The organism is Bradyrhizobium amphicarpaeae (assembly GCF_002266435.3).
Classification (GTDB): domain Bacteria; phylum Pseudomonadota; class Alphaproteobacteria; order Rhizobiales; family Xanthobacteraceae; genus Bradyrhizobium; species Bradyrhizobium amphicarpaeae.
In genome coordinates this window covers 3,828,256-3,848,373 of record NZ_CP029426.2, presented here as the reverse complement: position 1 = coordinate 3,848,373, position 20,118 = coordinate 3,828,256, and the positions used below count along the sequence as shown (strand labels likewise).

At 63.2% G+C, this 20,118-nt stretch carries 19 protein-coding genes; 10 read left to right on the top strand and 9 right to left on the bottom strand.

Annotated elements, in window-relative coordinates:
• Nucleotides 1-61: 61 nt before the first annotated feature.
• Nucleotides 62-214, bottom strand: coding sequence for a DUF1127 domain-containing protein (locus CIT40_RS17885; protein ID WP_007590701.1), 153 nt, complete (start codon nucleotides 212-214; stop codon nucleotides 62-64).
• A 660-nt stretch (nucleotides 215-874) separates the two neighbouring features.
• Between CIT40_RS17885 and CIT40_RS17880 the strand changes: the two genes are divergently transcribed.
• On the top strand, nucleotides 875-1,138 hold the full coding sequence (locus CIT40_RS17880; RefSeq protein WP_162307549.1) for a hypothetical protein: 264 nt from the start codon (nucleotides 875-877) through the stop codon (nucleotides 1,136-1,138).
• A 70-nt stretch (nucleotides 1,139-1,208) separates the two neighbouring features.
• Here the strand turns inward: CIT40_RS17880 and CIT40_RS17875 are convergent, their stop codons facing one another.
• Together CIT40_RS17875 and CIT40_RS17870 are read right to left on the bottom strand one after the other, a co-directional pair.
• Nucleotides 1,209-2,033, bottom strand: a complete 825-nt coding sequence (locus tag CIT40_RS17875) for a lytic murein transglycosylase (protein ID WP_094890416.1) — start codon at nucleotides 2,031-2,033, stop codon at nucleotides 1,209-1,211.
• A 115-nt stretch (nucleotides 2,034-2,148) separates the two neighbouring features.
• Entirely contained in the window at nucleotides 2,149-3,057 is a 909-nt protein-coding gene (locus CIT40_RS17870; protein ID WP_094890415.1) for a DUF2189 domain-containing protein, read from the bottom strand.
• Nucleotides 3,058-3,392: 335 nt separating this feature from the next.
• Here CIT40_RS17870 and CIT40_RS17865 point away from each other — a divergent pair, with 335 nt between their 5' ends.
• Nucleotides 3,393-3,785, top strand: coding sequence for a DUF3597 domain-containing protein (locus CIT40_RS17865; RefSeq protein WP_162307548.1), 393 nt, complete (start codon nucleotides 3,393-3,395; stop codon nucleotides 3,783-3,785).
• 59 nt (nucleotides 3,786-3,844) lie between these two features.
• On the opposite strand, the gene CIT40_RS17860 is transcribed toward CIT40_RS17865, so the two are convergent.
• A complete protein-coding gene (locus CIT40_RS17860; RefSeq protein WP_094890413.1) occupies nucleotides 3,845-4,120 on the bottom strand; it encodes a GNAT family N-acetyltransferase in 276 nt (91 codons plus the stop codon).
• A 103-nt stretch (nucleotides 4,121-4,223) separates the two neighbouring features.
• On the opposite strand from CIT40_RS17860, the gene CIT40_RS17855 reads away from it, so the two are divergent.
• Nucleotides 4,224-5,156 carry a tetratricopeptide repeat protein gene (locus CIT40_RS17855; protein ID WP_094890412.1) on the top strand — a complete coding sequence of 311 codons (933 nt, stop codon included), beginning with the start codon at nucleotides 4,224-4,226 and terminating at the stop codon, nucleotides 5,154-5,156.
• A 10-nt stretch (nucleotides 5,157-5,166) separates the two neighbouring features.
• Here CIT40_RS17855 and CIT40_RS17850 read toward each other — a convergent pair whose 3' ends face one another.
• Nucleotides 5,167-5,526 (bottom strand): hypothetical protein, encoded by a 360-nt coding sequence (locus CIT40_RS17850; RefSeq protein ID WP_094890411.1) that lies wholly within the window; start codon nucleotides 5,524-5,526, stop codon nucleotides 5,167-5,169.
• Between the two features lie 94 nt (nucleotides 5,527-5,620).
• Between CIT40_RS17850 and CIT40_RS17845 the strand changes: the two genes are divergently transcribed.
• The 6 genes from CIT40_RS17845 to CIT40_RS17820 all read left to right on the top strand — a co-directional run bounded on the left by CIT40_RS17845 (nucleotide 5,621) and on the right by CIT40_RS17820 (nucleotide 11,987).
• The gene (locus CIT40_RS17845; protein ID WP_162307547.1) at nucleotides 5,621-6,118 is read left to right on the top strand and encodes a hypothetical protein; all 498 of its coding nucleotides are present in this window, start codon (nucleotides 5,621-5,623) and stop codon (nucleotides 6,116-6,118) included.
• A 105-nt stretch (nucleotides 6,119-6,223) separates the two neighbouring features.
• A complete protein-coding gene (locus CIT40_RS17840) occupies nucleotides 6,224-7,831 on the top strand; it encodes an acyl-CoA synthetase (protein WP_094890409.1) in 1,608 nt (535 codons plus the stop codon).
• 9 nt (nucleotides 7,832-7,840) lie between these two features.
• Complete coding sequence (locus CIT40_RS17835) at nucleotides 7,841-8,701, top strand: PCC domain-containing protein (protein WP_094890408.1); 861 nt, start codon at nucleotides 7,841-7,843, stop codon at nucleotides 8,699-8,701.
• Nucleotides 8,702-8,785: 84 nt separating this feature from the next.
• Entirely contained in the window at nucleotides 8,786-9,538 is a 753-nt protein-coding gene (locus CIT40_RS17830; protein WP_094890407.1) for an AAA family ATPase, read from the top strand.
• 905 nt (nucleotides 9,539-10,443) lie between these two features.
• Nucleotides 10,444-11,019: an SRPBCC family protein gene (locus tag CIT40_RS17825; RefSeq protein WP_094890406.1), complete on the top strand. Its 576-nt coding sequence runs from the start codon at nucleotides 10,444-10,446 to the stop codon at nucleotides 11,017-11,019.
• A gap of 17 nt (nucleotides 11,020-11,036) precedes the next feature.
• On the top strand, nucleotides 11,037-11,987 hold the full coding sequence (locus CIT40_RS17820) for a YVTN family beta-propeller repeat protein (protein WP_094890526.1): 951 nt from the start codon (nucleotides 11,037-11,039) through the stop codon (nucleotides 11,985-11,987).
• A gap of 52 nt (nucleotides 11,988-12,039) precedes the next feature.
• Here CIT40_RS17820 and CIT40_RS17815 read toward each other — a convergent pair whose 3' ends face one another.
• From CIT40_RS17815 to CIT40_RS17800, 4 genes are all read right to left on the bottom strand, one after another.
• A complete protein-coding gene (locus tag CIT40_RS17815) occupies nucleotides 12,040-12,717 on the bottom strand; it encodes an HAD family hydrolase (protein WP_162307546.1) in 678 nt (225 codons plus the stop codon).
• 73 nt (nucleotides 12,718-12,790) lie between these two features.
• Nucleotides 12,791-14,926: a methyltransferase family protein gene (locus CIT40_RS17810; protein ID WP_094890404.1), complete on the bottom strand. Its 2,136-nt coding sequence runs from the start codon at nucleotides 14,924-14,926 to the stop codon at nucleotides 12,791-12,793.
• Between the two features lie 27 nt (nucleotides 14,927-14,953).
• Complete coding sequence (gene uvrA / locus CIT40_RS17805) at nucleotides 14,954-17,938, bottom strand: excinuclease ABC subunit UvrA (RefSeq protein ID WP_094890403.1); 2,985 nt, start codon at nucleotides 17,936-17,938, stop codon at nucleotides 14,954-14,956.
• A gap of 288 nt (nucleotides 17,939-18,226) precedes the next feature.
• A complete protein-coding gene (locus CIT40_RS17800) occupies nucleotides 18,227-18,916 on the bottom strand; it encodes an outer membrane protein (protein ID WP_094890402.1) in 690 nt (229 codons plus the stop codon).
• 520 nt (nucleotides 18,917-19,436) lie between these two features.
• On the opposite strand from CIT40_RS17800, the gene CIT40_RS17795 reads away from it, so the two are divergent.
• Nucleotides 19,437-19,934 (top strand): single-stranded DNA-binding protein, encoded by a 498-nt coding sequence (locus tag CIT40_RS17795; RefSeq protein ID WP_094890401.1) that lies wholly within the window; start codon nucleotides 19,437-19,439, stop codon nucleotides 19,932-19,934.
• Nucleotides 19,935-20,118 lie beyond the last annotated feature (184 nt).

The window sequence follows — 20,118 nt, the reverse complement described above, 5'->3', positions numbered from 1 at the left end:
TGCGACAACGCCCGCACGAGGCGGGCGCTATCGGTCCGTTCCGGTGAAGGGCTGAACGATATCAGCCCTGATACTGACCGGCGGCAACGCGCGGGATGTCCGAGCGATCGAGACCGATATCGGCCAGTTCGCGATCGCTGAGCTGGGACAGTTCGGCGACATTGCGCTGATAGTCCCGGAAGGCCTGGATCATGCGGATGAGCGAGAGCAGCATTGGTAGTCTCCTGTAGTTCGATTCAGCTCTTGCCCGAGCCTCATCGTTGAAATGAATATACGTGAGAGTGGTGCACTGCGAAAGTTCCGATGTTGCGATGCAGCTAAGCGAGTAGCGCATACCGCAAGTAAGGGACGCTTAACCTCTTGCCAGCCCCGCCCAAGGCTTGGGCTCTATGGCGCGAATCTGTCCATAAACGTCCGTGAAATCACGGGCTTAACGACGAGCGATTGATCGCGGTCAGCGCCGAAATAAGTTGCGCGTTGATCATCCGCAAGGCGCTCACCTAGCTTGTGCACCCAATTCGGGCATGCGTGATTCGCATAGTGTGAAGGTTGCTGTTCTGAACAAAGATTCAATACTTGATGGGGTGCAGGCCTCGCGGAAGGCGCCGTGGCTTCGCCGCAGCAGAGGTGGCCGGCGGCATGCATCTGGGCCTCGCAGGCACGTTAATGAAGCGCGCACGCCAAGCGTGTGGCGATGATTACCGGGATGTAATGAAAATCAGAAATTTCGCATGCGGCTCTGCGTGGCGCGCAACATCACGCCGTTCTCGCAGTGAATTGATTGCGACAAGTTGCCGCGCCCGAGGAAGGTCATGTTGCAGAAGCCGGCAATGTCGTCGGTCCTGCTCAAGAAGAAGAGAAGGAAAGTAACGTCATGACGAAGTTACTCGGGGTTATCGCAATTGCCGCCGTCGCGTTCGCCGTCGCGCCGGCCGAAGCCGCCAAGCACGCCACGGGCGGTTGCAGCTCCGCCAACCTGGAGAAGACCGAGACCGCGATCGAGAACATGGCCGACGGTGACGGCAAGCTCGTCGCGCAGAAGGAGATCGCTTCCGCGCAGGATTCGATGCTCAACGGCAAGATGGGTGCGTGCAGCATGCACTTGAACAAGGCGATGCACGCCACCATGGGCAAGTAAACGGGTAGGCAAACGCACGAGAGAGGGCCGGTCGCCAGGCGATCGGCCCTACGCGCTTTTTGATGAGCCTTTAAGGGGCGCGCGCCAGCTGGGTGGCGAAATAGGCGACAGTCCTGGAATAGACCTCGCTCTTGTTCCACTGCTGCAGCACCGCGAAATTCGGACTGCCCGGCTGCCAATCCTTGCCTTTCTGCCAGCCGTAGCCGGCGAGATAATTGGCGGTGGAGGCGAGCACGTCGGGCGCGTTGTGCAGCAGGTCGCGCTTGCCGTTGCCGTCGAAATCGACGGCGTATTTCATCCAGGACGACGGCATGAACTGGGTCTGGCCGAGTTCGCCGGCCCAAGCGCCCTTCATCTCGGCCGGCGCGAGATCGCCGCGCTGGACGATGCGCAGCGCATCCATCAGCTCGGCGCGAAACTGCTCGGCGCGCCGGCAGTCATAGGCCAGTGTTGCGAGCGAGCGGATCGTGGCGAACTTGCCGGTGTTGACGCCGAAATCGGTCTCCAGGCCCCAGATCGCGACCAGGACCTCGCCCGGAACGCCATAGGCCTGCTCGATGCGCGACAGCACGGAACCGTATTGCTTCATCCTGTTGGAGCCGCGCTCCAGGCGCGGTGGCACCATGCGGCCGGAAAATTCCTCGAAGGTCTGGCTGAAGACCTTTTGCGAGCGGTCGCGGTTAAGCACGCTCTGATCGAGCGTCACGCCGGCGAGCCCCGACGCGATGGCCTGTTGTGAGATCCCCTTGGCCGCAGCGTCGGTTTTGAACTCCGCAAGCCAGGCATCGAAATTGCCCGAGCCGCAGGCAACCGCGGCGAACGCCGGCTGGGCGGACAGGATGGACGCGAAAAGGGCGAAGGCTGCGAGTGCGAGACGAGAAATCGTCGAGGTCATTCGAGGTAATGAATTCCGTGAGATGATCGGCGCGCGCAATCTCGGTCGGAACCGCGGCCAAAGCAAGGCGTGCGATCCTGCCGAAGCATGGGCAGGATCGCATGTCACGAGATCGTCAGGCGTCCGTTCGGTTACGCCAGGGGAAGAGGTTCGCCGGGAAGTCGGCCGCCGGCTTGCGCGGACGATGCGGCGGCGGCGGCACCGGGCGTGCCCCGGGCTCCGAGACGATCACCTTGCGGTAGAGATGCCAGGTGGCATGGCCGAGCAAGGGGATCACCACAGCAAGGCCGAGGAAGGCCGGGATCGTGCCGAGCGCAAGCAGTAACGCCACGATCACGCCCCACGCGGCCATCGGCACCGGGTTCCTCGCGACCACGCGCAACGAGGTGATCATCGCCTCGAACGCGCCGGCATGGCGGTCCAGCATCAACGGGAACGATACGGCGCTGATGCAGAGCGCAGCGAGCGCGAACAGGAAGCCGGCGCCGCAGCCGACCACGATCAGCCACCAGCCCTGCTGCGTCGTCAGCACGCGCGTCGTGAAGTCCGAGATCCCGGTGACGCCCTCGTAGCCGAACGCCGCGACATAGATCGCCTGCGCGGTTGCAACCCAGGTCACGAACAGAGCGAGCAGCAATGCGCCGAGGCCGAGCATCGCCCCGAACGAAGGCGAGCGCAGTACCTCCATCGCGTCCCAGGCGCTGGCTTCCTCGTAGCGTTCACGCCGGCTGGAGAGTTCGTAGAGACCGAGCGCTGCGAAGGGGCCGATCAGCGCGAAGCCGGCGGCGAGCGGAAACAGCAGCGGCAGCACCGAATAGCCCAACACCATGCGGGCGAGCACGAGGCCGAGCACCGGATAGATCACGCAGAGGATGATGGCGTGGCTCGGCACGGCCTTGAAATCTTCCCAGCCGCGCCTAAGCGCATCGTGCAGGTCGGACAGCTGGATGGTTCGGATTACCGGTCCAGACGCATCCGTGGTCTGGGCCATCGTGGGGACATTGCCCTGGTAGAGTGTGGCCATGGTCGCTAGCTCCCTTGCCGAGCGGCCGAATCCGGCGCCGGCAAACGGCGCGAGCAGCCGCCATTCTCTGAAGTCCCGCGATCCCAACCAGACGCGAATTCCGGATGGCATCGCGAGCTGAAGCCGAAGCGTACGCCGATTTCCGAGTCCTGTCCCTCACGCTTGGGTGAGATTCGATGCCGCATCGCAACCTCGACGATGTCATTCGGCCGTCATTTCGCCGCACATAAGCTGATGCTGGTCGATGGTTCGCAGAACGCGCGGGCGCAACGCAGGAACTTCGTCTATAAGTGCCACTCAAGGCCCTTCCAACGGATCCTTTTCGGGGAGCAGATATGAGCATTTTCGGGAAAATCATGAGCGCGATCTTTGGTACCCAGCCGGCTTCCGCCGCGCCCGCCGGTGGCGCAGCGTCGCCCGCTGGAGCCGCGCCGGACGCTTCGGCACCGGGCGGCGCGCCCATGGCCGCGGTCGACGTGGCGGCTATCGTCGACAAGGCGGTGGCCGCGCACAAGGGCGAGAAGCTGGAATGGCGTACCTCGATCGTCGACCTCATGAAGGCGCTCGACATCGATTCCAGCCTCGCTGCGCGCAAGGACCTTGCCAAGGAGCTCGGCTACACCGGCGACATGAACGACTCGGCCAGCATGAACGTCTGGCTGCACAAGCAGGTGATGTCCAAGCTCGCCGCCAATGGCGGCAAGCTGCCGCCGGAGATCAAGCACTGACAGATCGGTCGCTGCGAAGCGATCGCAAGGGCCCGCGCCTGTCGCGGGCCCTTTTGCTTTCAGGCGACGAGATCCGCATCCTCCGGATGCCGCTCGAGATAGTCGACCACGAAGCCGCATCCCGCGATCACCTTCTTGCCGTCGCGGCGGATTAGCTCCAGCGCGCCTTTCACCAGCTCGGAGCCGATGCCGCGACCGCGTAGCGCACGCGGCGTTTCGGTATGGGTGATGATGACCGCCGTCGGGGTCAGCCGGTAATTGGCGAAGGCGACGTCGCCGCCGACATCGAGCTCGAAGCGGCTGCTGTCCTTGTTGTCGCGTACCGATGCCACCATGCAAGATCCTTCCGACGTGCTGCGTTGCTCTGATCTAGGCGCCTGAACCGGCCATTGCCAAGGTGCGACCAAGGAAGGTTGCTGCAGGGGAGATATCCGCAAAATGCGTGCCCGGCTCAGTCTCATGGTGCTGCTCGCCGCGCTGACCGCGACGGTGCCGGCTGCGGCCGAGGGCGGTCCGGCCTGGGAGGCCTGCGTGGGGCTGACCAGCACGCCGGACCAGCGGGTCAAGGCATGCTCCACCGTGATCGACACCGGGAGCGAGATCGGCAAGCGGCTCGCCGGTGCCTATTGCAATCGGGGGCATGGTCTCACCGAGAAGCGCGAGCTCGATGCTGCGCTGTCCGATCTCGACGAAGCCGTCAGGCTCGATCCAGACTATGCCTGCGCCTACAATAATCGCGGTCGCGTCTACAGCTTCAAGCGCGATTATGATCGCGCCATTGCCGATTACGACCAGGCCATCAAGCTCGATCCGTCGCTGGCGCTGGCCTACAGCAATCGCGGCGAGTCCCGCTTCAACAAGGGCGACCTCGACGGCGCCTTGGCCGATTTCGATTCGGCGATCAAGCGCGACCCGAACTACGCAATGGCCTACAGCAATCGCGGCCTCGTCTATTACCGCAAGCGCGACATGGTCCATGCGCTCGCCGACTATACGACGCGGATCAAGCTCGCGCCCGATCTGCTCGCTTACATCGATCGCGGCAACGTCTACCGGGACAGCGAGCAGCTCGACCGTGCCGCCGCGGACTATGGCGAGGCGATCCGCGTCGCGCCGACCGACGCGCGCGGCTGGCGCAATCGCGGCATGATCCGCCTCTACCAGGGCGACAACAGGGGCGGCCTGTCCGACTACGACAAGGCGCTGTTGTACGATCCCTCCGACGTTTATTCCTGGAACAATCGCGGGCAGGCCCGTTTGCGGCTGGGCGACAAGCAGGGCGCGATCGCCGATTTCAGGAAGGCGCTGGAGCTGAAGCCCGGCCTGGCGTCCGCGCAACACTCGTTGCGGAAGCTCGGAGCGCTGCAATAAGGCCGTCTGCTCAATCGGCTGCTTTGGCGAGCCTGGAATCGTCGGGCTGCTGCGGCGCGCGCAGGCATCCCCGGCAGATGACCAGGGAGCGGTTGACCCTGGCGTCCTGCTCGGCCTCGCTGGCGTCCTGCGCCTGCCACCATTCCTTCGAACGGGGCTGCAGCCCGGCTTGCGATCTATCGGGCTCGGATCGGGCCGCGGCCCGTGTTGGTCGTGAGGCTGCGCGCGGCCGATTGGGATCCTCGCCCGCGCCATCCCAGGCATAACGTGCAGGCTTGAAGGCGGGATCGGAGGCTAGATGCGCATGCGGCGCCACGGCACATCCGGCGAGCGCCAGCGACAACAGAAGGAAGGCGGGCGCTTTGACCATGATGCGGCACTCTGTACGCGAGAATTGGGCGAGGGTGCGCCGATCGTGCTTAAAATTCCCTGAACGATGGCGACCGCGCCGGCGACAAACGCGCATGCGCTATTTGATGTTTCTGCTCGCTCTGTTCGTCTCCGCCGCGCGTGCGGAGGATGCCAAGCCGTTCAATCCGTCCGACTATCCGCCGGGCGTGCAGAAGGCGCTGCGCTACGCCAATGACGAATGCACCGGCCAGGACGGTGGCGAGGTGACCTTTGCGCCCGATACGGTACGCAGGATCGATCTCACCGGTGACGGCCGCGACGACTACATCGTCGATTTCCGGGACACCAAATGTGGAGACCGCGAGACCACTTATTGCGGAACCGGGGGCTGCGTCATCAAGATCGTGGTGACGTTGCCCGATGGCAGCGCTCGCGAGGTGTTCGACGGCCATGTCCGCAGCTACAAGATCATGCCGCCGTCGGTGAAGCGCGGGGCCGCGCGTATTATCCGGTTCGATCTGCACGGCAGTCTTTGCGGCGGTTTTGGCGCGCAGGCCTGCGTCAAGAAGCAGACGATCACAGCGACGCCGTTTGCGTTCAGGCAGCCGTAGGGGAGCCGTGCATCCGGCAGACTTGCAGGGGCGCGGGCGATGGCGATAAATGGGCTGCAATGAGCCGGCGGCCAGCGCGCCGTCCGCCCCCCAAGAGGAAGCCCGATGCAGCCCCTGCGCATGTCCCGCCGCGTCATGAATCTCGCTTACATGCTGACCCAGAACGCGCGGCGGCATGGCGCGCGTCCCGGTTTCGTCTGGGGTGACAGATCCTGGAGCTGGCGCGAGATCGATGCGCAGGTCTCGGCGCTGGCGGCGGCGCTCGCCGCGCGCGGCATCGCCAAGGGCGATCGCATCCTGGTTCATTCCAAGAATGGCGACGAGATGTTTGTCTCGATGTTCGCGGCGTTCCGGCTCGGCGCGGTCTGGGTGCCCACCAATTTTCGCCTGATGCCGGATGAGGTCACCTATCTCGCAGAGGCTTCCGGCGCCAAGGCGTTCCTGTGCCATGTCGATTTTCCCGAGCACGCGGCAGCCGTGAAGGGCGGCGCGCTGGAGTTCACCTGGAGCGTCGACGGCAAGGCTTCGTTCGGCGAGCGCTCGGTTGCCGATGCCATTGCCTCGCAGGCTGGCGCCAACGTCGCGAACGTCGATGTCGAACACGACGATCCCTGCTGGTTCTTCTTCACCTCGGGCACCACCGGCCGCTCCAAGGCCGCGGTGCTGACCCACGGCCAGATGGGTTTTGTCGTCACCAACCATCTCGCCGATCTGACGCCAGGCGTCACCGAGGACGACGCCTCGCTGGTGGTGGCGCCGCTGTCGCATGGCGCGGGCGTGCATCAGCTGGTGCAGACCGCGCGCGGCGTCTGCACCGTGTTGCTGCCGAGCGAAAAGTTCGACATCAACGAGGCGTTCCGCCTGATCGAGAAGCATCGCGTCGCCAATCTGTTTACCGTGCCGACGATCCTGAAGATGATGGTCGAGCACCCCGCCGTCGACAAATTCGATCATTCCTCGCTGCGTCACGTGATCTATGCGGGCGCGCCGATGTATCGTGAGGACCAGAAGACCGCGCTGAAAAAGCTCGGCAAGGTCATCGTGCAGTATTTCGGCCTCGGCGAGGTCACCGGCAACATCACGGTGCTGCCGGCGGCGCTGCACGATCCCGAGGACGGCCCGCACGCGAAGATCGGCACCTGCGGCTTCGAGCGCACCGGCATGCAGGTCTCGATCCAGGACGACGAGGGCCGCGAGCTCGCGGCCAACCAGAGCGGCGAGATCTGCGTGATCGGGCCGGCGGTGCTCGCAGGCTATTACGACAATCCCGAAGCCAATGCGAAGGCGTTCCGCAACGGCTGGTTTCGCACCGGCGACCTCGGCCACATGGACGAGGAGGGGTTCATCTACATCACGGGGCGCGCGTCGGACATGTACATCTCCGGCGGCTCCAACATCTATCCGCGCGAGATCGAGGAGAAGATCCTGACCCATCCCGCGGTGGGCGAGGTTGCCGTGCTCGGCGTACCCGATGCGACCTGGGGGGAGGTCGGCGTCGCGGTTTGCGTTGCGCGGGAAGGTACGAAGCCGGTGAGCGAGGCCGAGATGGCGGCGTTCCTGTCGCCGAAGGTGCCGCGCTACAAGATGCCGAAGCGGTTCTTTTTCTGGGAGGCTTTGCCGAAGTCGGGCTATGGCAAGATCCCCAAACGCATGGTGCGCGACGAACTCGAGGCGCGCGGTCTGCTCGATCTCGACAAGACGAAGACGGGCTGAGCGCAGGCGATGCGGAGTATCAAGCAGCCGGGCGCGGCCATCGCGGAACGCATCCAATGGGTGGAGGCGAGGGGGCGCGCCTTCGGGTTCACGCTTCAGGCAGGTTTGCCGTTGCTGGAAGCCGCGCGGCGCGGCTTTGCGGCGGAGGGTTTTTCCGGCGGCGTAGTCAACTTCCGGCACGGCGCGCTCGGGCCGTTCGCCTATGTCATGCCGGCGCTGTCGAAGACCGGTGAGAACGCCGCGTTCTACAGCGATACGTATCGGCCGGGCGGCGTGACGCGAACGAAGCTCGGCAGCATGACGCTCGGCACGCGCGACGGTGCGCCGTTTTTTCACTGTCATGGGCTTTGGACGGAGGCCGGCGGCAAGGCAAGCGGCGGCCACATGCTGCCGGACGAGACTGTCGTCGCCGAACCGTTCGAGGTCGAGGCCTTCGGCCTCGATGGCGCGATGTTCACCGCCGAGCCCGATCCTGAGACCAACTTCAAGCTGTTCGGGCCGGTGGCGGCTGCGCGCACCGGCGCGCGCGCCACGAGCCGCGCCTTCGCGCTGCGGCTGCGTCCCAATCAGGATTTCGCCGGTTGCCTCGAAGACTTCTGCCGCGCGCACGGTGTCGCGCGCGCGAAGATCCATGGTGGCGTCGGCTCGACCATCGGAGCCCGCTTTACCCATGGCGGCGTGACCGAGCCGTTTGCGACGGAGCTTGCGGTGACGGCCGGTCTGATCGCGCCCGGGCCCTCCGGCGCGCTCGAAGCTGCGCTCGACGTCGCGCTGGTCGACTACACCGGCGGCCTCGCCGAGGGGCGCCTGGTCCGCGGCGACAATCCCGTGCTGATGACGATGGAGCTGGTGCTGGAGGCGCTGGACTAGATCACAGAAATCCCTTCCTCCGAAAGAATGTTCCTGATACGTTCTTTCGGAAGCGTTTGTTGGGCAGAGCAGGGAGCGGTGGAGATGAGAGGGCGACAGCGCGACATCAGGCTGCCTGCTCCCTATCTCCGGCGCGTCTGGCTCGACCGCGCGTTGGTTCCGGACTGGGAAGCCTACCCGTACTGTCTTCCGATCTTCAGCGAAGAATTCGACCTGAGCTTCGATACCGCGATCACGATCATCGTCGGCGAGAACGGCACCGGCAAATCGACCATCCTGGAGGGTATCGCAGCGCTCGCCGGTTATGACGATGCCGGCGGCGGCAAGGGTTATCGCCCGGTCGATCATTCCAATGCGCGCGAGATCATGGGTGGCGAATTATCGGCCGCGCTTCGCGCCGGCTGGGTGCCGAAGATCACCAACGGCTGGTTCTTCCGCGCCGAGACCTTCTTCTCCGTTGCAAGATATCTCGACGAAGTCTCCAATATGCCGCCGGATTTTCTGTCCTACTCGCATGGCGAAGGTTTTCTGCGCTTCTTCCAGGAGCGATGCCAGAAGCAAGGCATCTTCATCTTCGACGAACCGGAATCGGCGTTGTCGCCGGCGCGCCAGATGGAGTTTCTGAAGCTTCTGCATCGCATGGACTCCGCCGGCAATTGCCAGGTCATCATGGCGACCCATTCGCCGATGCTGATGGCCTATCCCAACGCACGGCTGCTGCGGCTGACCAAGTACGGCCTCGAGCCGGTGACAGTGGAGGAGACGGATCATTACCGGGTTATGCGCGAGTTCTGCGCCGATCCGCGCGGATTCGTGGAAGCGACTTTGGCGGAGTAGGGGAGTCGGTTTGAGGGCGCGTCGCTGTCATGTCCCGGACAAGCTGCAATGCGCGAGCGTTGCAGCGCAGAGCCGGGACCCAGGGGCAGCACGTCGCGCTGTTGCATGGGCCCCGGCTCTCCAGCGCATCACTGCGTGCTGCGCTGCGTCCGGGGCACGAGACTGGTGTTGAACGTCTGACACAGGCTCCCATCCTCGCGGCACATCGTGCCCGAGCTTTGCTGTCGTCGCCGCCCTCAAAGGTGCCGAGGGCGCAGGGAAGGCCGGGTGCCGGCTGGCACCCGCGGTCCACTGTGCGAAAGCGTGTGCTTAAAAAGCTGCACAGCGGCATACAGGTGTAGCCAAACATCCGGCCTTCCCTGCGCAGTGGGTTTACGGCTTATGTCGGGCTCTCCTCGGGGAGCGTTGCGCTATTGCCCCCGTCGCCTTGTCGGATAGCTGATGCGCGCGCCCGGTCGGGCCGCAACATCACCGCAAGACTTGGCGCACAGACTGCGGGCGCCAGGACCACACGATTTTGCCGTACGCAGGCTGCCCCGGTCGTGTGCGCGATAGGTTGCTGCTCACGGTGTGACCCGCCCTGCAAACACCCTTTGCGCCGACGCAGCCCGCGTCCACCACGTCCCATCCCGCGTTCGTGACGATCGCGATGCGCCCCTCGGCCCGGGACGGGATGGGTGTCGTATATGATAATCCGAAGTTCTGATAAAGAGAAATATTTTTGCGGCGGCGCGTTGACCCTGCCATGGGTGTTTTGCCCACCGGGCTGCGCAATGGGTTGTGGGTCGTGCCGCGGGCCGCCGCAACCCAGCCACGAACCGGTCTCCCCCCGGCCCCAAAATGCGATAGGATGACCGCAGCGCGCACCAAGCCGCGCACGATCAACGGACGTATGAGGAAACGAGATGAGGGTGACGATGGGACGACGCATGGTCGTGGCTGCGGTGCTGACCGCGGCAGGAGCGGCTCTGACGGTGACGTTTGCGCCGGCTGTTTCCCCGGCCTGGGCGCATGGGCCGACCCGTCAGAAGGTGCGGGAATCCATCGAGATCAACGCGCCGCAGGACAAGGTGTGGGCCGCGATCCGCAACTTCCAGGACATGAGCTGGCTTCCGCCCGTCACCAAGACCAGTGGCGAGAAGGGCAATGAGGTCGGCGCGACGCGGACGCTGACGCTGCAGGGCGGTGCGACGGTCGAGGAGGAACTCTACAAATACGAGCCCGACATGCTGAGTTATTCGTACCGGATCACCAAGGTCGACGTGAAGGTGTTGCCGGTGACCAATTATTCCTCGACGCTGACGGTGTCGCCGGCTCCCGACGGCAAGTCGAAGCTGGAATGGGCCGGCGCGTTTTACCGCGGCTTTCCCAACAACGATCCGCCGCCGGAACTGAACGACGAAGCCGCCAAGACCGCGGTGATCGGGCTCTACAAGACTGGCCTCGAGGCGCTGAAGAAGAAGATCGAGAGCGGCAGCTGATCGTGCGGGTGCAGGTGTTGCGGGCGCTGGTTGTGGCGGCGCTCGCCGGCCTTTGCCATGCCGGGCTCGGCGGCGCGCGCGCCGAGGAGGCGTTCGTCACCAACCAGCTCAGCGACGATCTGATGGTGGTGGATCTCGGTACCCTGCGCAGCGCCGCGACCATCCCGATCGGCGGCAAGCCGGCCGGAATAGCCGTCAGCGCGGACGGCCGTTTCGCCTATGTGACGAGCCCGGACGCCAAGGCGGTGACGGTGGTGAACGCCGCAACGCGGCAGATCGCCGGCCGCATCGAGGTCGGCGGCGGGCCGCTCGGCATCGCCGTGGCGCCCGACGGCAAGACGGTCTATGTCGCCGATTGGTATGCGGCGGCGGTGCGCGTGATCGACGCCGCGAGCCGCAGCGTCACCGCCAGCATCGCGGTCGGCGCCTCGCCGTCCGGCCTTGCGGTGACGCCCGACGGCAAGCTGCTGCTTTCGGCGGACCGCGACGACGACAGCATCTCGGTGGTGGACACCGCGACGCGCCAGCGCAAGACGACCATCAAGGTCGGCACCCGTCCGTTTGGTGTCACCATCGACGCCGAGGGAAGACGCGCCTACACCGCCAATGTCGGCTCCGACGACGTCTCCGTGATCGACATTGCGGAAGGCCGCGAGATCGGCCGCGTGAAGGTGGGCATGCGCCCCTATGCGGTGGCGTTGACGATGGGCCGCGGCTTCGTCACCGACCAATATGGCGGCACCGTCAGTGTGTTCGATCTGGCGAGCCTGAAGCCGGTCAAGCGCATCAATGTCGGCGACTATCCCGAAGGCATCGCGGCCACCGCCGACGGCAAACGCGTCATCGTGGCGTGCTGGGAGAGCAACACGCTTGTGATGATCGACGCAGCCGAGCTGAAGGTGATCGGTGAGGTCAAGACCGGTGACGGCCCAAGGGCGTTCGGGGCGTTTTTGCGGAAGACGGAGTAGGGCCTTCCTTGTAGCCCGCATGAGCGCAGCGACATGCGGGGCAGCGCCATCCTCACCCGCCGGCGTTCCCGGATGTCGCTGCGCTCATCCGGGCTACGGCACCTGGGCAGAGCGTCGGCGCGATCTCCTCCATCCGCTCGAACACATAATCCGGCCCCAGCGCCCGCAGCGCCGCCGGGGCCGCATATCCCCAGCACACCGCACCGCAGGTGATGCCCACGGCCCGCGCCGCCTCGATGTCGCGGATCTCGTCGCCGATCGCGATCACCTTATCCGGCGCCACGCCCGCGCGGCGAATGATCCGACGAAATTTCGCGGGCTTGCCGAAGATCGATGCTGCGCAATCGAAATGCTGGAAGAACGTTGCGGCATGGCCAAGCTTCTCCCGCGCATTGGCCTCGCTGTCGGACGTCACCAGCGCGAGCTGCACGCCGCTGTCAGCCAGCGTCCGCAGCATCGTCTCGACGCCCGCAAACAGCGCGATCTCGGAAGCCGCCTCCGCCTTCAGCCGCCGCGCATGCCGCGCGATCGCCGGCAGCTTCCACAAGGGGACTTCGAGCCGGGAGAGGATCTCCCGCGTGGAGGCATGCCGGAGCCCGTCGATGTCCTGATCGGCGACCCGGCGAAAGTTGAAGCGATCAGCGATGTCGTTGATGGTACGCAGGAACCAGGGGAAGCTGTCGGCCAGCGTGCCGTCGAGATCGAAGATGGCGAGGGAGTAGGGTTTCAAACGCTTGATCCGATTTCGCGGATTGGCCGAATGTTGCGATGCGACCGAGCCCGTTCGTTCGCCTATAGCGTCATTAGCCGTCTGGCAGGTCGAGCTCGCGGGATTCGTTGTCTCTGAAGTATTCCCCTCTCGCGGTCTCCGTTAGGCGGAAGCGTCTCCGATTGCGCTGCATTAGTCGATCGACTAGCCCTTTTTCTTCTAGAATCTTGCCTCGCCGACCGACGAGCTGGTAGGAACAATCTAGGTCAGCGGCGATTTCAGCGGCAGCCAGATCTCTGTCCTCACTGTGAAGTGTTTCGAGAATCCCAAGCTCGGTCGCAGGTAGCAATAACTCTGTCTGAACGTTTTCCAAGATTGTTTCGTAACGCCTGGAAAGATTGGTGACTACGCATGTCCCAGTTCGGCAGGTAGGACAAGACATGCCATAAAGTTTCAAGCCGTCAAGCTTATCGAGTCCAAAAATTGCTCCGCAATCCTGGCATTTTATTTCTTGGTTTTGCTCGAGGTACTGTTTGATGATCGACGTGTCGTCAAAGATCCTTTCAACGAAGTACAGACGATACTCTCGCTTACCAGCGGGGCGCCCAAACTCAATCGAGTGCTTCTCGCAGAGTCCAAAGTTCAGTGCGAATACTGACACCTTTCGGCCATCGCGGTCCTTCATTTCAAAATACTTTGTGAGAAAGAAGTTCAATTCCAGTGTCGAGAGCAGCGCGTCAAACTCAGTTAGAACGTGAAAATGACTCGTTGGAGGGCGCCCTGAGATCGTCTTCATGACCGTGGATTCCCGATAGGATCTCAGCTCCCGCGCTCTGACGACGATTTTCTCCAAAAGCTCCTTGAGGCTGAAGATCGATGATCGTTCCTTAAACGTGTCCAATCTGAATTTCTGGATTCCGAAGAATGGCTCGATCTTCTCTTCGTAATACTTCCGCGCAGCATCGCGAATAGCTCGTGTCCCGATAGCCTTGTCATAGACGAGGTGGGACTCGTGCAGATTGTAGAGTATGTGACCAAGGTTACGGGGATTACCCATGGTCGCAAAGAAAAGATGCTTCGTAATTTCCTGGAACTCTGAATCGGAAAAGGTAGCAAGGTCCGTATCGCAGAAATATTTGAGGCGCGTGTTTACAACCCGTGTAGTAAAATCAATCGCCTTCTCCTCCATGTTGGAGACGTCGTTTGTCCCGTATAACTTGAAGGGATCAAGGTAGAGTTCGTCAATTTTGGTCTTGTCAATCTGACCGTAGTAAATTCGACCTGGATACGCAGCAACCTTGAATTTGATAAGCTCATTCGACCAGTTATTCAGAGGCGCCAAGACGGAGTCTACAAAGACGACCATGGCATCTTCTGGCAATTCAGAAAAATCGTCGATGAAGATATAGAGGCGTGTGATCCCGATCTCTGAGAGGAGGTCGGCAAGTTCTCCAATCAAGCCCTTGATGTTAAATGTCCGCAGCAAGACCCGAGAAAACTCTTCGTCTGCCTTGCTGGTCGCTTTTTCGGCTGTCTCGCCGCTGGCGCCGACCTCAACGTCTATGGATGGGAGTTGATTCTTGATGCCTCCGGCGAGCTTTGCATTAGCCTTCGTTGAGCTGGAAGCCTCTTGATGTCGTTCGTTCTTTGCGGTGACGGTCTGCTGGCCCGTAATGTCGGCGAACGCGACTTGGCGCGTATTCTCGATTAGCTCATCGAGGGCTTCAAAAATCTCCGTAGATGATGATAGCAGTTTCTCTCGCAGCCGCGAGAGAAAGGTCGCGTCAATCTGCTTCTTCATTTCGGCCCGGATTTCGAGCAGAACGGCGCGAACGAAAGACTCGTATAGCAAGAACTGCTTTACGGTCTCGGGCGGTAACGCGGATGGTTGTTGACCGAGCTTGTCCAACAATACCGGATCGACGTCAGACGATTCGAAGATCGTCTTAATGTCGAGGTAGGCTGAGATAGACGCCTTTTGCTTACGAATTTCGTGCTGCGCCCTTTGGAAGACTGTTGATTTTCCGGTGCCTTTTCTTCCGATCAAAAATGAAGTGTTCGCTCGTACAAGAGCGTTGAGAATTCCGTCGGCCGGGAGCGGGTCTACGTACAGATCCTCGATCAATGACTTTTGTGTGTCGTCGTCGACCAGCTCTGCTCGCCTATAGAGCTTCAAGGATTGAGCTGCATCGGCAAAGTTCTTTACCTGCCTGTTGCTCCACCGTGCCATCAGATACCTCGGAATCTTATCTGCAAATTACTCCGCCGCCTCGCTCGCCGCGCTCTTCCGCTTCAGCTTCCCGGCCTTCTCCAGCACCGGCGCCAGGAATTTCCCCGTATAGCTCCGCGGCGCCTTCGCGATATCTTCCGGCGGCCCCCAGGCGACGATCTCGCCGCCGCCGTCGCCGCCTTCGGGGCCGAGATCGATGACCCAGTCTGCCGTCTTGATGACTTCGAGATTGTGCTCGATGACGACGACGGTGTTGCCCTGCGCGACCAGCTCGTGCAGCACCTCCAGCAGCTTCTTGACGTCGTGGAAGTGCAGGCCGGTGGTCGGCTCGTCCAGGATGTAGAGCGTGCGGCCGGTGGCGCGCTTGGACAGTTCTTTCGCGAGCTTGACGCGTTGCGCTTCGCCGCCGGAGAGCGTGGTCGCCTGCTGGCCGACATGGATGTAGTCGAGGCCGACGCGATGCAGGGTCTGGAACGTCTCGCGCACGCGCGGCACCGCCTTGAAGAACTCGGCGGCTTCCTCGACGGTCATGTCGAGCACGTCGGCGATGCTTTTGCCCTTGAACAGGACCTCCAGCGTCTCGCGGTTGTAGCGCTTGCCTTTGCAGACGTCGCAGGTGACGTAGACGTCGGGCAGGAAGTGCATCTCGATCTTGATGACGCCGTCGCCCTGGCACGCCTCGCAGCGGCCGCCCTTGACGTTGAAGGAGAACCGGCCGGGCTCGTAGCCGCGGGCCTTGGACTCCGGCAAGCCCGCGAACCATTCGCGGATCGGCGTGAAGGCGCCGGTATAGGTGGCGGGGTTCGAGCGCGGGGTGCGGCCGATCGGCGACTGGTCGATGTCGATGATCTTGTCGATGTGCTCGAGGCCCTCGATGCGGTCGTGCGGCGCGGCGCCTTCGCTGGCATTGTTCAGCTTGCGGGCGATCGCCTTGTAAAGCGTGTCGATCAGCAGCGTCGACTTGCCGCCGCCGGAGACGCCGGTGACTGCCGTGAACAGGCCGAGCGGAATTTCGGCCGTGACGTTCTTGAGATTGTTGCCGCGCGCGTTGACGACCTTGATGGTGCGGCGATGGTTCGGCGGCCGGCGCTCGGGCACCTCGACCTCGAGCTCGCCGGTCAGGTATTTGCCGGTCAGCGATTTCGGGTTGCGCATGATCTCGGCGGGCGTGCCTTCGGCGATGATGTTGCCGCCATGCATGCCGGCGCCGGGGCCGATGTCGAGGACGTGGTCGGCGAGCAGGATGGCGTCCTCGTCATGCTCGACCACGATCACGGTGTTGCCGAGGTCGCGCAGCCGCTTCAGGGTGTCGAGCAGGCGGGCGTTGTCGCGCTGGTGCAGGCCGATCGAGGGCTCGTCCAGCACGTAGAGCACACCGGTCAGGCCCGAACCGATCTGCGAGGCGAGGCGGATACGCTGGCTCTCGCCGCCGGACAACGTGCCGGAGGAGCGGGATAGCGTGAGATAGTTGAGGCCGACGTCGAGCAGGAAGGTGAGCCGCTCGCGGATCTCCTTCAGGATGCGGCCGGCGATCTCGTTCTGCTGCGTGTTCAGCGCCTCAGGCACGGTCTCGAACCAGGCGCCGGCGCCCTTCACCGACATCTCCGAGATCTCGCCGATGTGCTTGCCGCCGATCTTGACGCAGAGCGCCTCGGGCTTGAGGCGGAAGCCGTGGCACGCCTCGCAGGGCACGTCGTGGAAATATTTCGCGAGCTCCTCGCGCGCCCATTCGCTCTCGGTTTCGCGATAGCGGCGGTTGATGTTGGTGACGACGCCCTCGAACGGCTTCTTGGTGTCGTAGGAGCGCACTCCGTCCTCGTAGGAGAACTTGATCTCGTCCTCGCCGGAGCCGTGGAGGATCGCGTTCTGCGTCTTCTTGGGCAGGTCCTTCCACCTGGTGGTCAGCGTGAACTTGTAATGCTTGCCGAGCGCGGTCAGCGTCTGCGTGTAGTAGGGCGAGGACGACTTGGCCCAGGGCGCAATCGCGCCCTTGCCGATGGCGGCCTCCTTGTCGGGAATGACGAGGTCCTCGTCGACATGCTGCTCGACGCCGAGGCCGCCGCAGGCCGGACAGGCGCCGTAGGGGTTGTTGAACGAGAACAGCCGCGGCTCGACCTCGGGGATGGTGAAGCCGGAGACGGGGCAGGCGAACTTCTCCGAGAACAGGATCCGCTCGGGCCCGCTCTTGTCGTGGATCTTGGCGGTCTTCTTTTTCTCTTTCTCCTCGGCGGGCGCGGCCGCCGGCGCGTCGGCGAACTCGACGACGGCAAGGCCTTCGGCGAGCTTCAGCGCGGTCTCGAAACTCTCGGCGAGGCGCTGGCCGATATCGGCGCGCACCACGATGCGATCGACCACGACGTCGATGTCATGCGGGAATTTCTTGTCGAGCGTCGGCGCTTCCGCGAGCTCGTGGAAGGTGCCGTCGATCTTGACGCGCTGAAAGCCCTTCTTGAGCCATTCGGCGAGCTCCTTGCGATACTCGCCCTTGCGGCCGCGCACGACGGGCGCGAGCAGATAGAGGCGGGTGCCCTCGGGCAGTGTCAGCACGCGGTCGACCATCTGCGAGACGGTCTGGCTCTCGATCGGCAGGCCGGTGGCTGGCGAATAGGGTACGCCGACGCGCGCCCACAGCAGCCGCATGTAGTCGTAGATCTCGGTGACGGTGCCGACGGTGGAGCGCGGGTTTTTCGACGTCGTCTTCTGCTCGATCGAGATCGCCGGCGACAGGCCGTCGATCTGGTCGACGTCCGGCTTCTGCATCATCTCGAGGAACTGGCGGGCATAGGCCGACAGCGATTCGACGTAGCGACGCTGGCCCTCGGCATAGATGGTGTCGAAGGCGAGCGACGATTTGCCGGAGCCGGAGAGGCCGGTGAACACCACCAGCTTGTCGCGGGGAATCTCGACGTCGATGTTCTTGAGGTTGTGCTCGCGTGCGCCGCGGATCGTAATTGCGTGCCGGCTGGAGCCTGCGTTCTGCTGTTGGCGCTTCGCCTTGATCACTTCATCCATCCGAGTTGCCCCTAGGGAATCCCATGGGTGCGCGACCGCGCCAATAAAAAGGCGCGCTTCGCCCGGAACCGGGATCGGCGCCGATGGGGTTGTCAGCGAACGTAGGAAGAACGCGGGCGGATTTCCAGAGGCAGTTGCGAATCGTCAACGGATTGTTGGCGCGCTGGCGGCATCTGGCAGCAGGGGGCCTTGCGGAACGGCGCGGCAAGCTACCCGCCAAACAAAAAGGCCGGCGCGAGGCCGGCCTTTCGTAACGCGTTGGCGTTGAAGCGTAGCTTAGTACTTGGCTTAGTACTTGGCGACGACCGGGGCGCCGAAGTGATAGTTCACGCCGAGCTGCACGGTGTGGAGGTTGAGCGTACCGGTGTTGACGGCGCCGAAGTAGGTCTCGCCACCGAGGCTGCGATAGAGATACTCGCCCTTCACCGACCACTGCGGAGCGATGTAGGCTTCAACGCCCGCACCGACGGTCCAGCCGGAGTGGAACTTGCTGTCGGAGACCGAAGCACCGCCCAGGGTGGCAGTGATCTTGTTGTCGATCCAGGCGTAACCACCGGTGCCGTACAGCAGGACGTTGTTCACGGCCCAGCCGATGCGACCGCGCACGGTGCCCATCGCGTCGGTCTTGGAGCTCACCGAAGCGGGAATGCCACCGACGCCGGGAACGAAAACCACACCAGCGGCCGAAGCGCTGACGTCAGCCCAGGCAGCATCGGTCTCAAGGCCGAACACCACGTTACCGGTCTGCCAGTTGTAGCCGGCGGTGCCGCCGACGAAGCCACCCTGCATCTTCGGGCTGCCCGAGGTATCTTCCCAGGCGCCGCCACCGACGAGACCGAGATAGAAGCCGGTCCAGTTGTAGACGGAGGCCATCGGGGCCATCGGCGCCTTGGTGTAGGGGCGAGCTGCGAGATCAGCAGCCGAAGCGGGAGCCGCCAGAGCGAAGAGAGCGGCCGAAGCCAACAAAACCTTTTTCATTTTCAGTAATCCCAGTCCCAGTTTCTGTTGTTGCCTTCCTTGACCGGAAGGGCAGCGGACTCGATGGCCCAACTGAGGCGTGCTTACACCACTGAAGCCGGAAGTTGTGTCTCCTGAAAGCCACAGTTGTGCGAAAGGTGATGGTTACTGACTTATTGCTTCCGAGCAACAGGCCGGTTCCATTATTGGAACAATATCAGAGCGATGCCGTCCGCGGTCGGCGGCCCGTGCGTGGCCCAATGGAGCTTGCTCTCCCGGTCGAACGCGAGGCCGGCCACGATATATCGTTCCGCTGTTGGTCATGGCCGCGGTTGCGCCATCAGCCTGCGATTTGGTGTATTTTCAGAAGAACAAATCTGGAACGGAATGAAGGTTGGTGCTATATGTGGGGATAACCTTGGGGGTGCTGGGCTGAGCGGCGCCCGCAAGCGTATAGGGTCGCCTCAAACAGGGCGCAGAGGAGTGCGGGCAGCGCGCTCGGCCTTATGAAATTCAGTGGCATTCGGAGTGGAGAGCGGCGATGGCGGGAAGCGTCAACAAGGTCATTCTGGTTGGAAATCTCGGCAAGGATCCTGAAATCCGACGCACCCAGGACGGGCGGCCGATCGCGAATCTGAGCATCGCGACGTCGGAGACCTGGCGCGACAAGAACAGCGGCGAGCGCAAGGAAAAGACCGAGTGGCATCGCGTCGTGATCTTCTCTGAGCCGCTTTGCAAGATCGTCGAACAGTATCTGAAGAAGGGCGCCAAGGTTTACATCGAGGGCGCGCTCCAGACCCGCAAGTACACCGACCAGAGCGGTGTCGAGAAGTACTCGACCGAGATCGTGCTGCAGGGCTTCAACTCGACGCTGACGATGCTCGACGGCCGCAGCGGCGGCGGCGGAGGCGGCAGCTTCGGCGACGAGCCGGGCGGCGATTTCGGCTCCTCCGGCCCCGTCAGCAGCGCACCGCGCCGTCCCGTGGCCGCCGGCGGCGGTGGCCGCAACAGCGACATGGACGACGATATTCCGTTCTGAGAACGGAACGGACGATCGGGGCGCTGCCGGCGATGCGGCGCCTTCCACGTCGGATCAGCAAATCTCGCTAATCGACAGGACGGGCTCGGGATTTCCGGGCCCGCTTCATGTTCGGCTTGAACTCGGACAGCCCCCGCGCAAATCCGTCCATGAAGCGCGCTTGCCGCGCGATCGACGAGGGCTC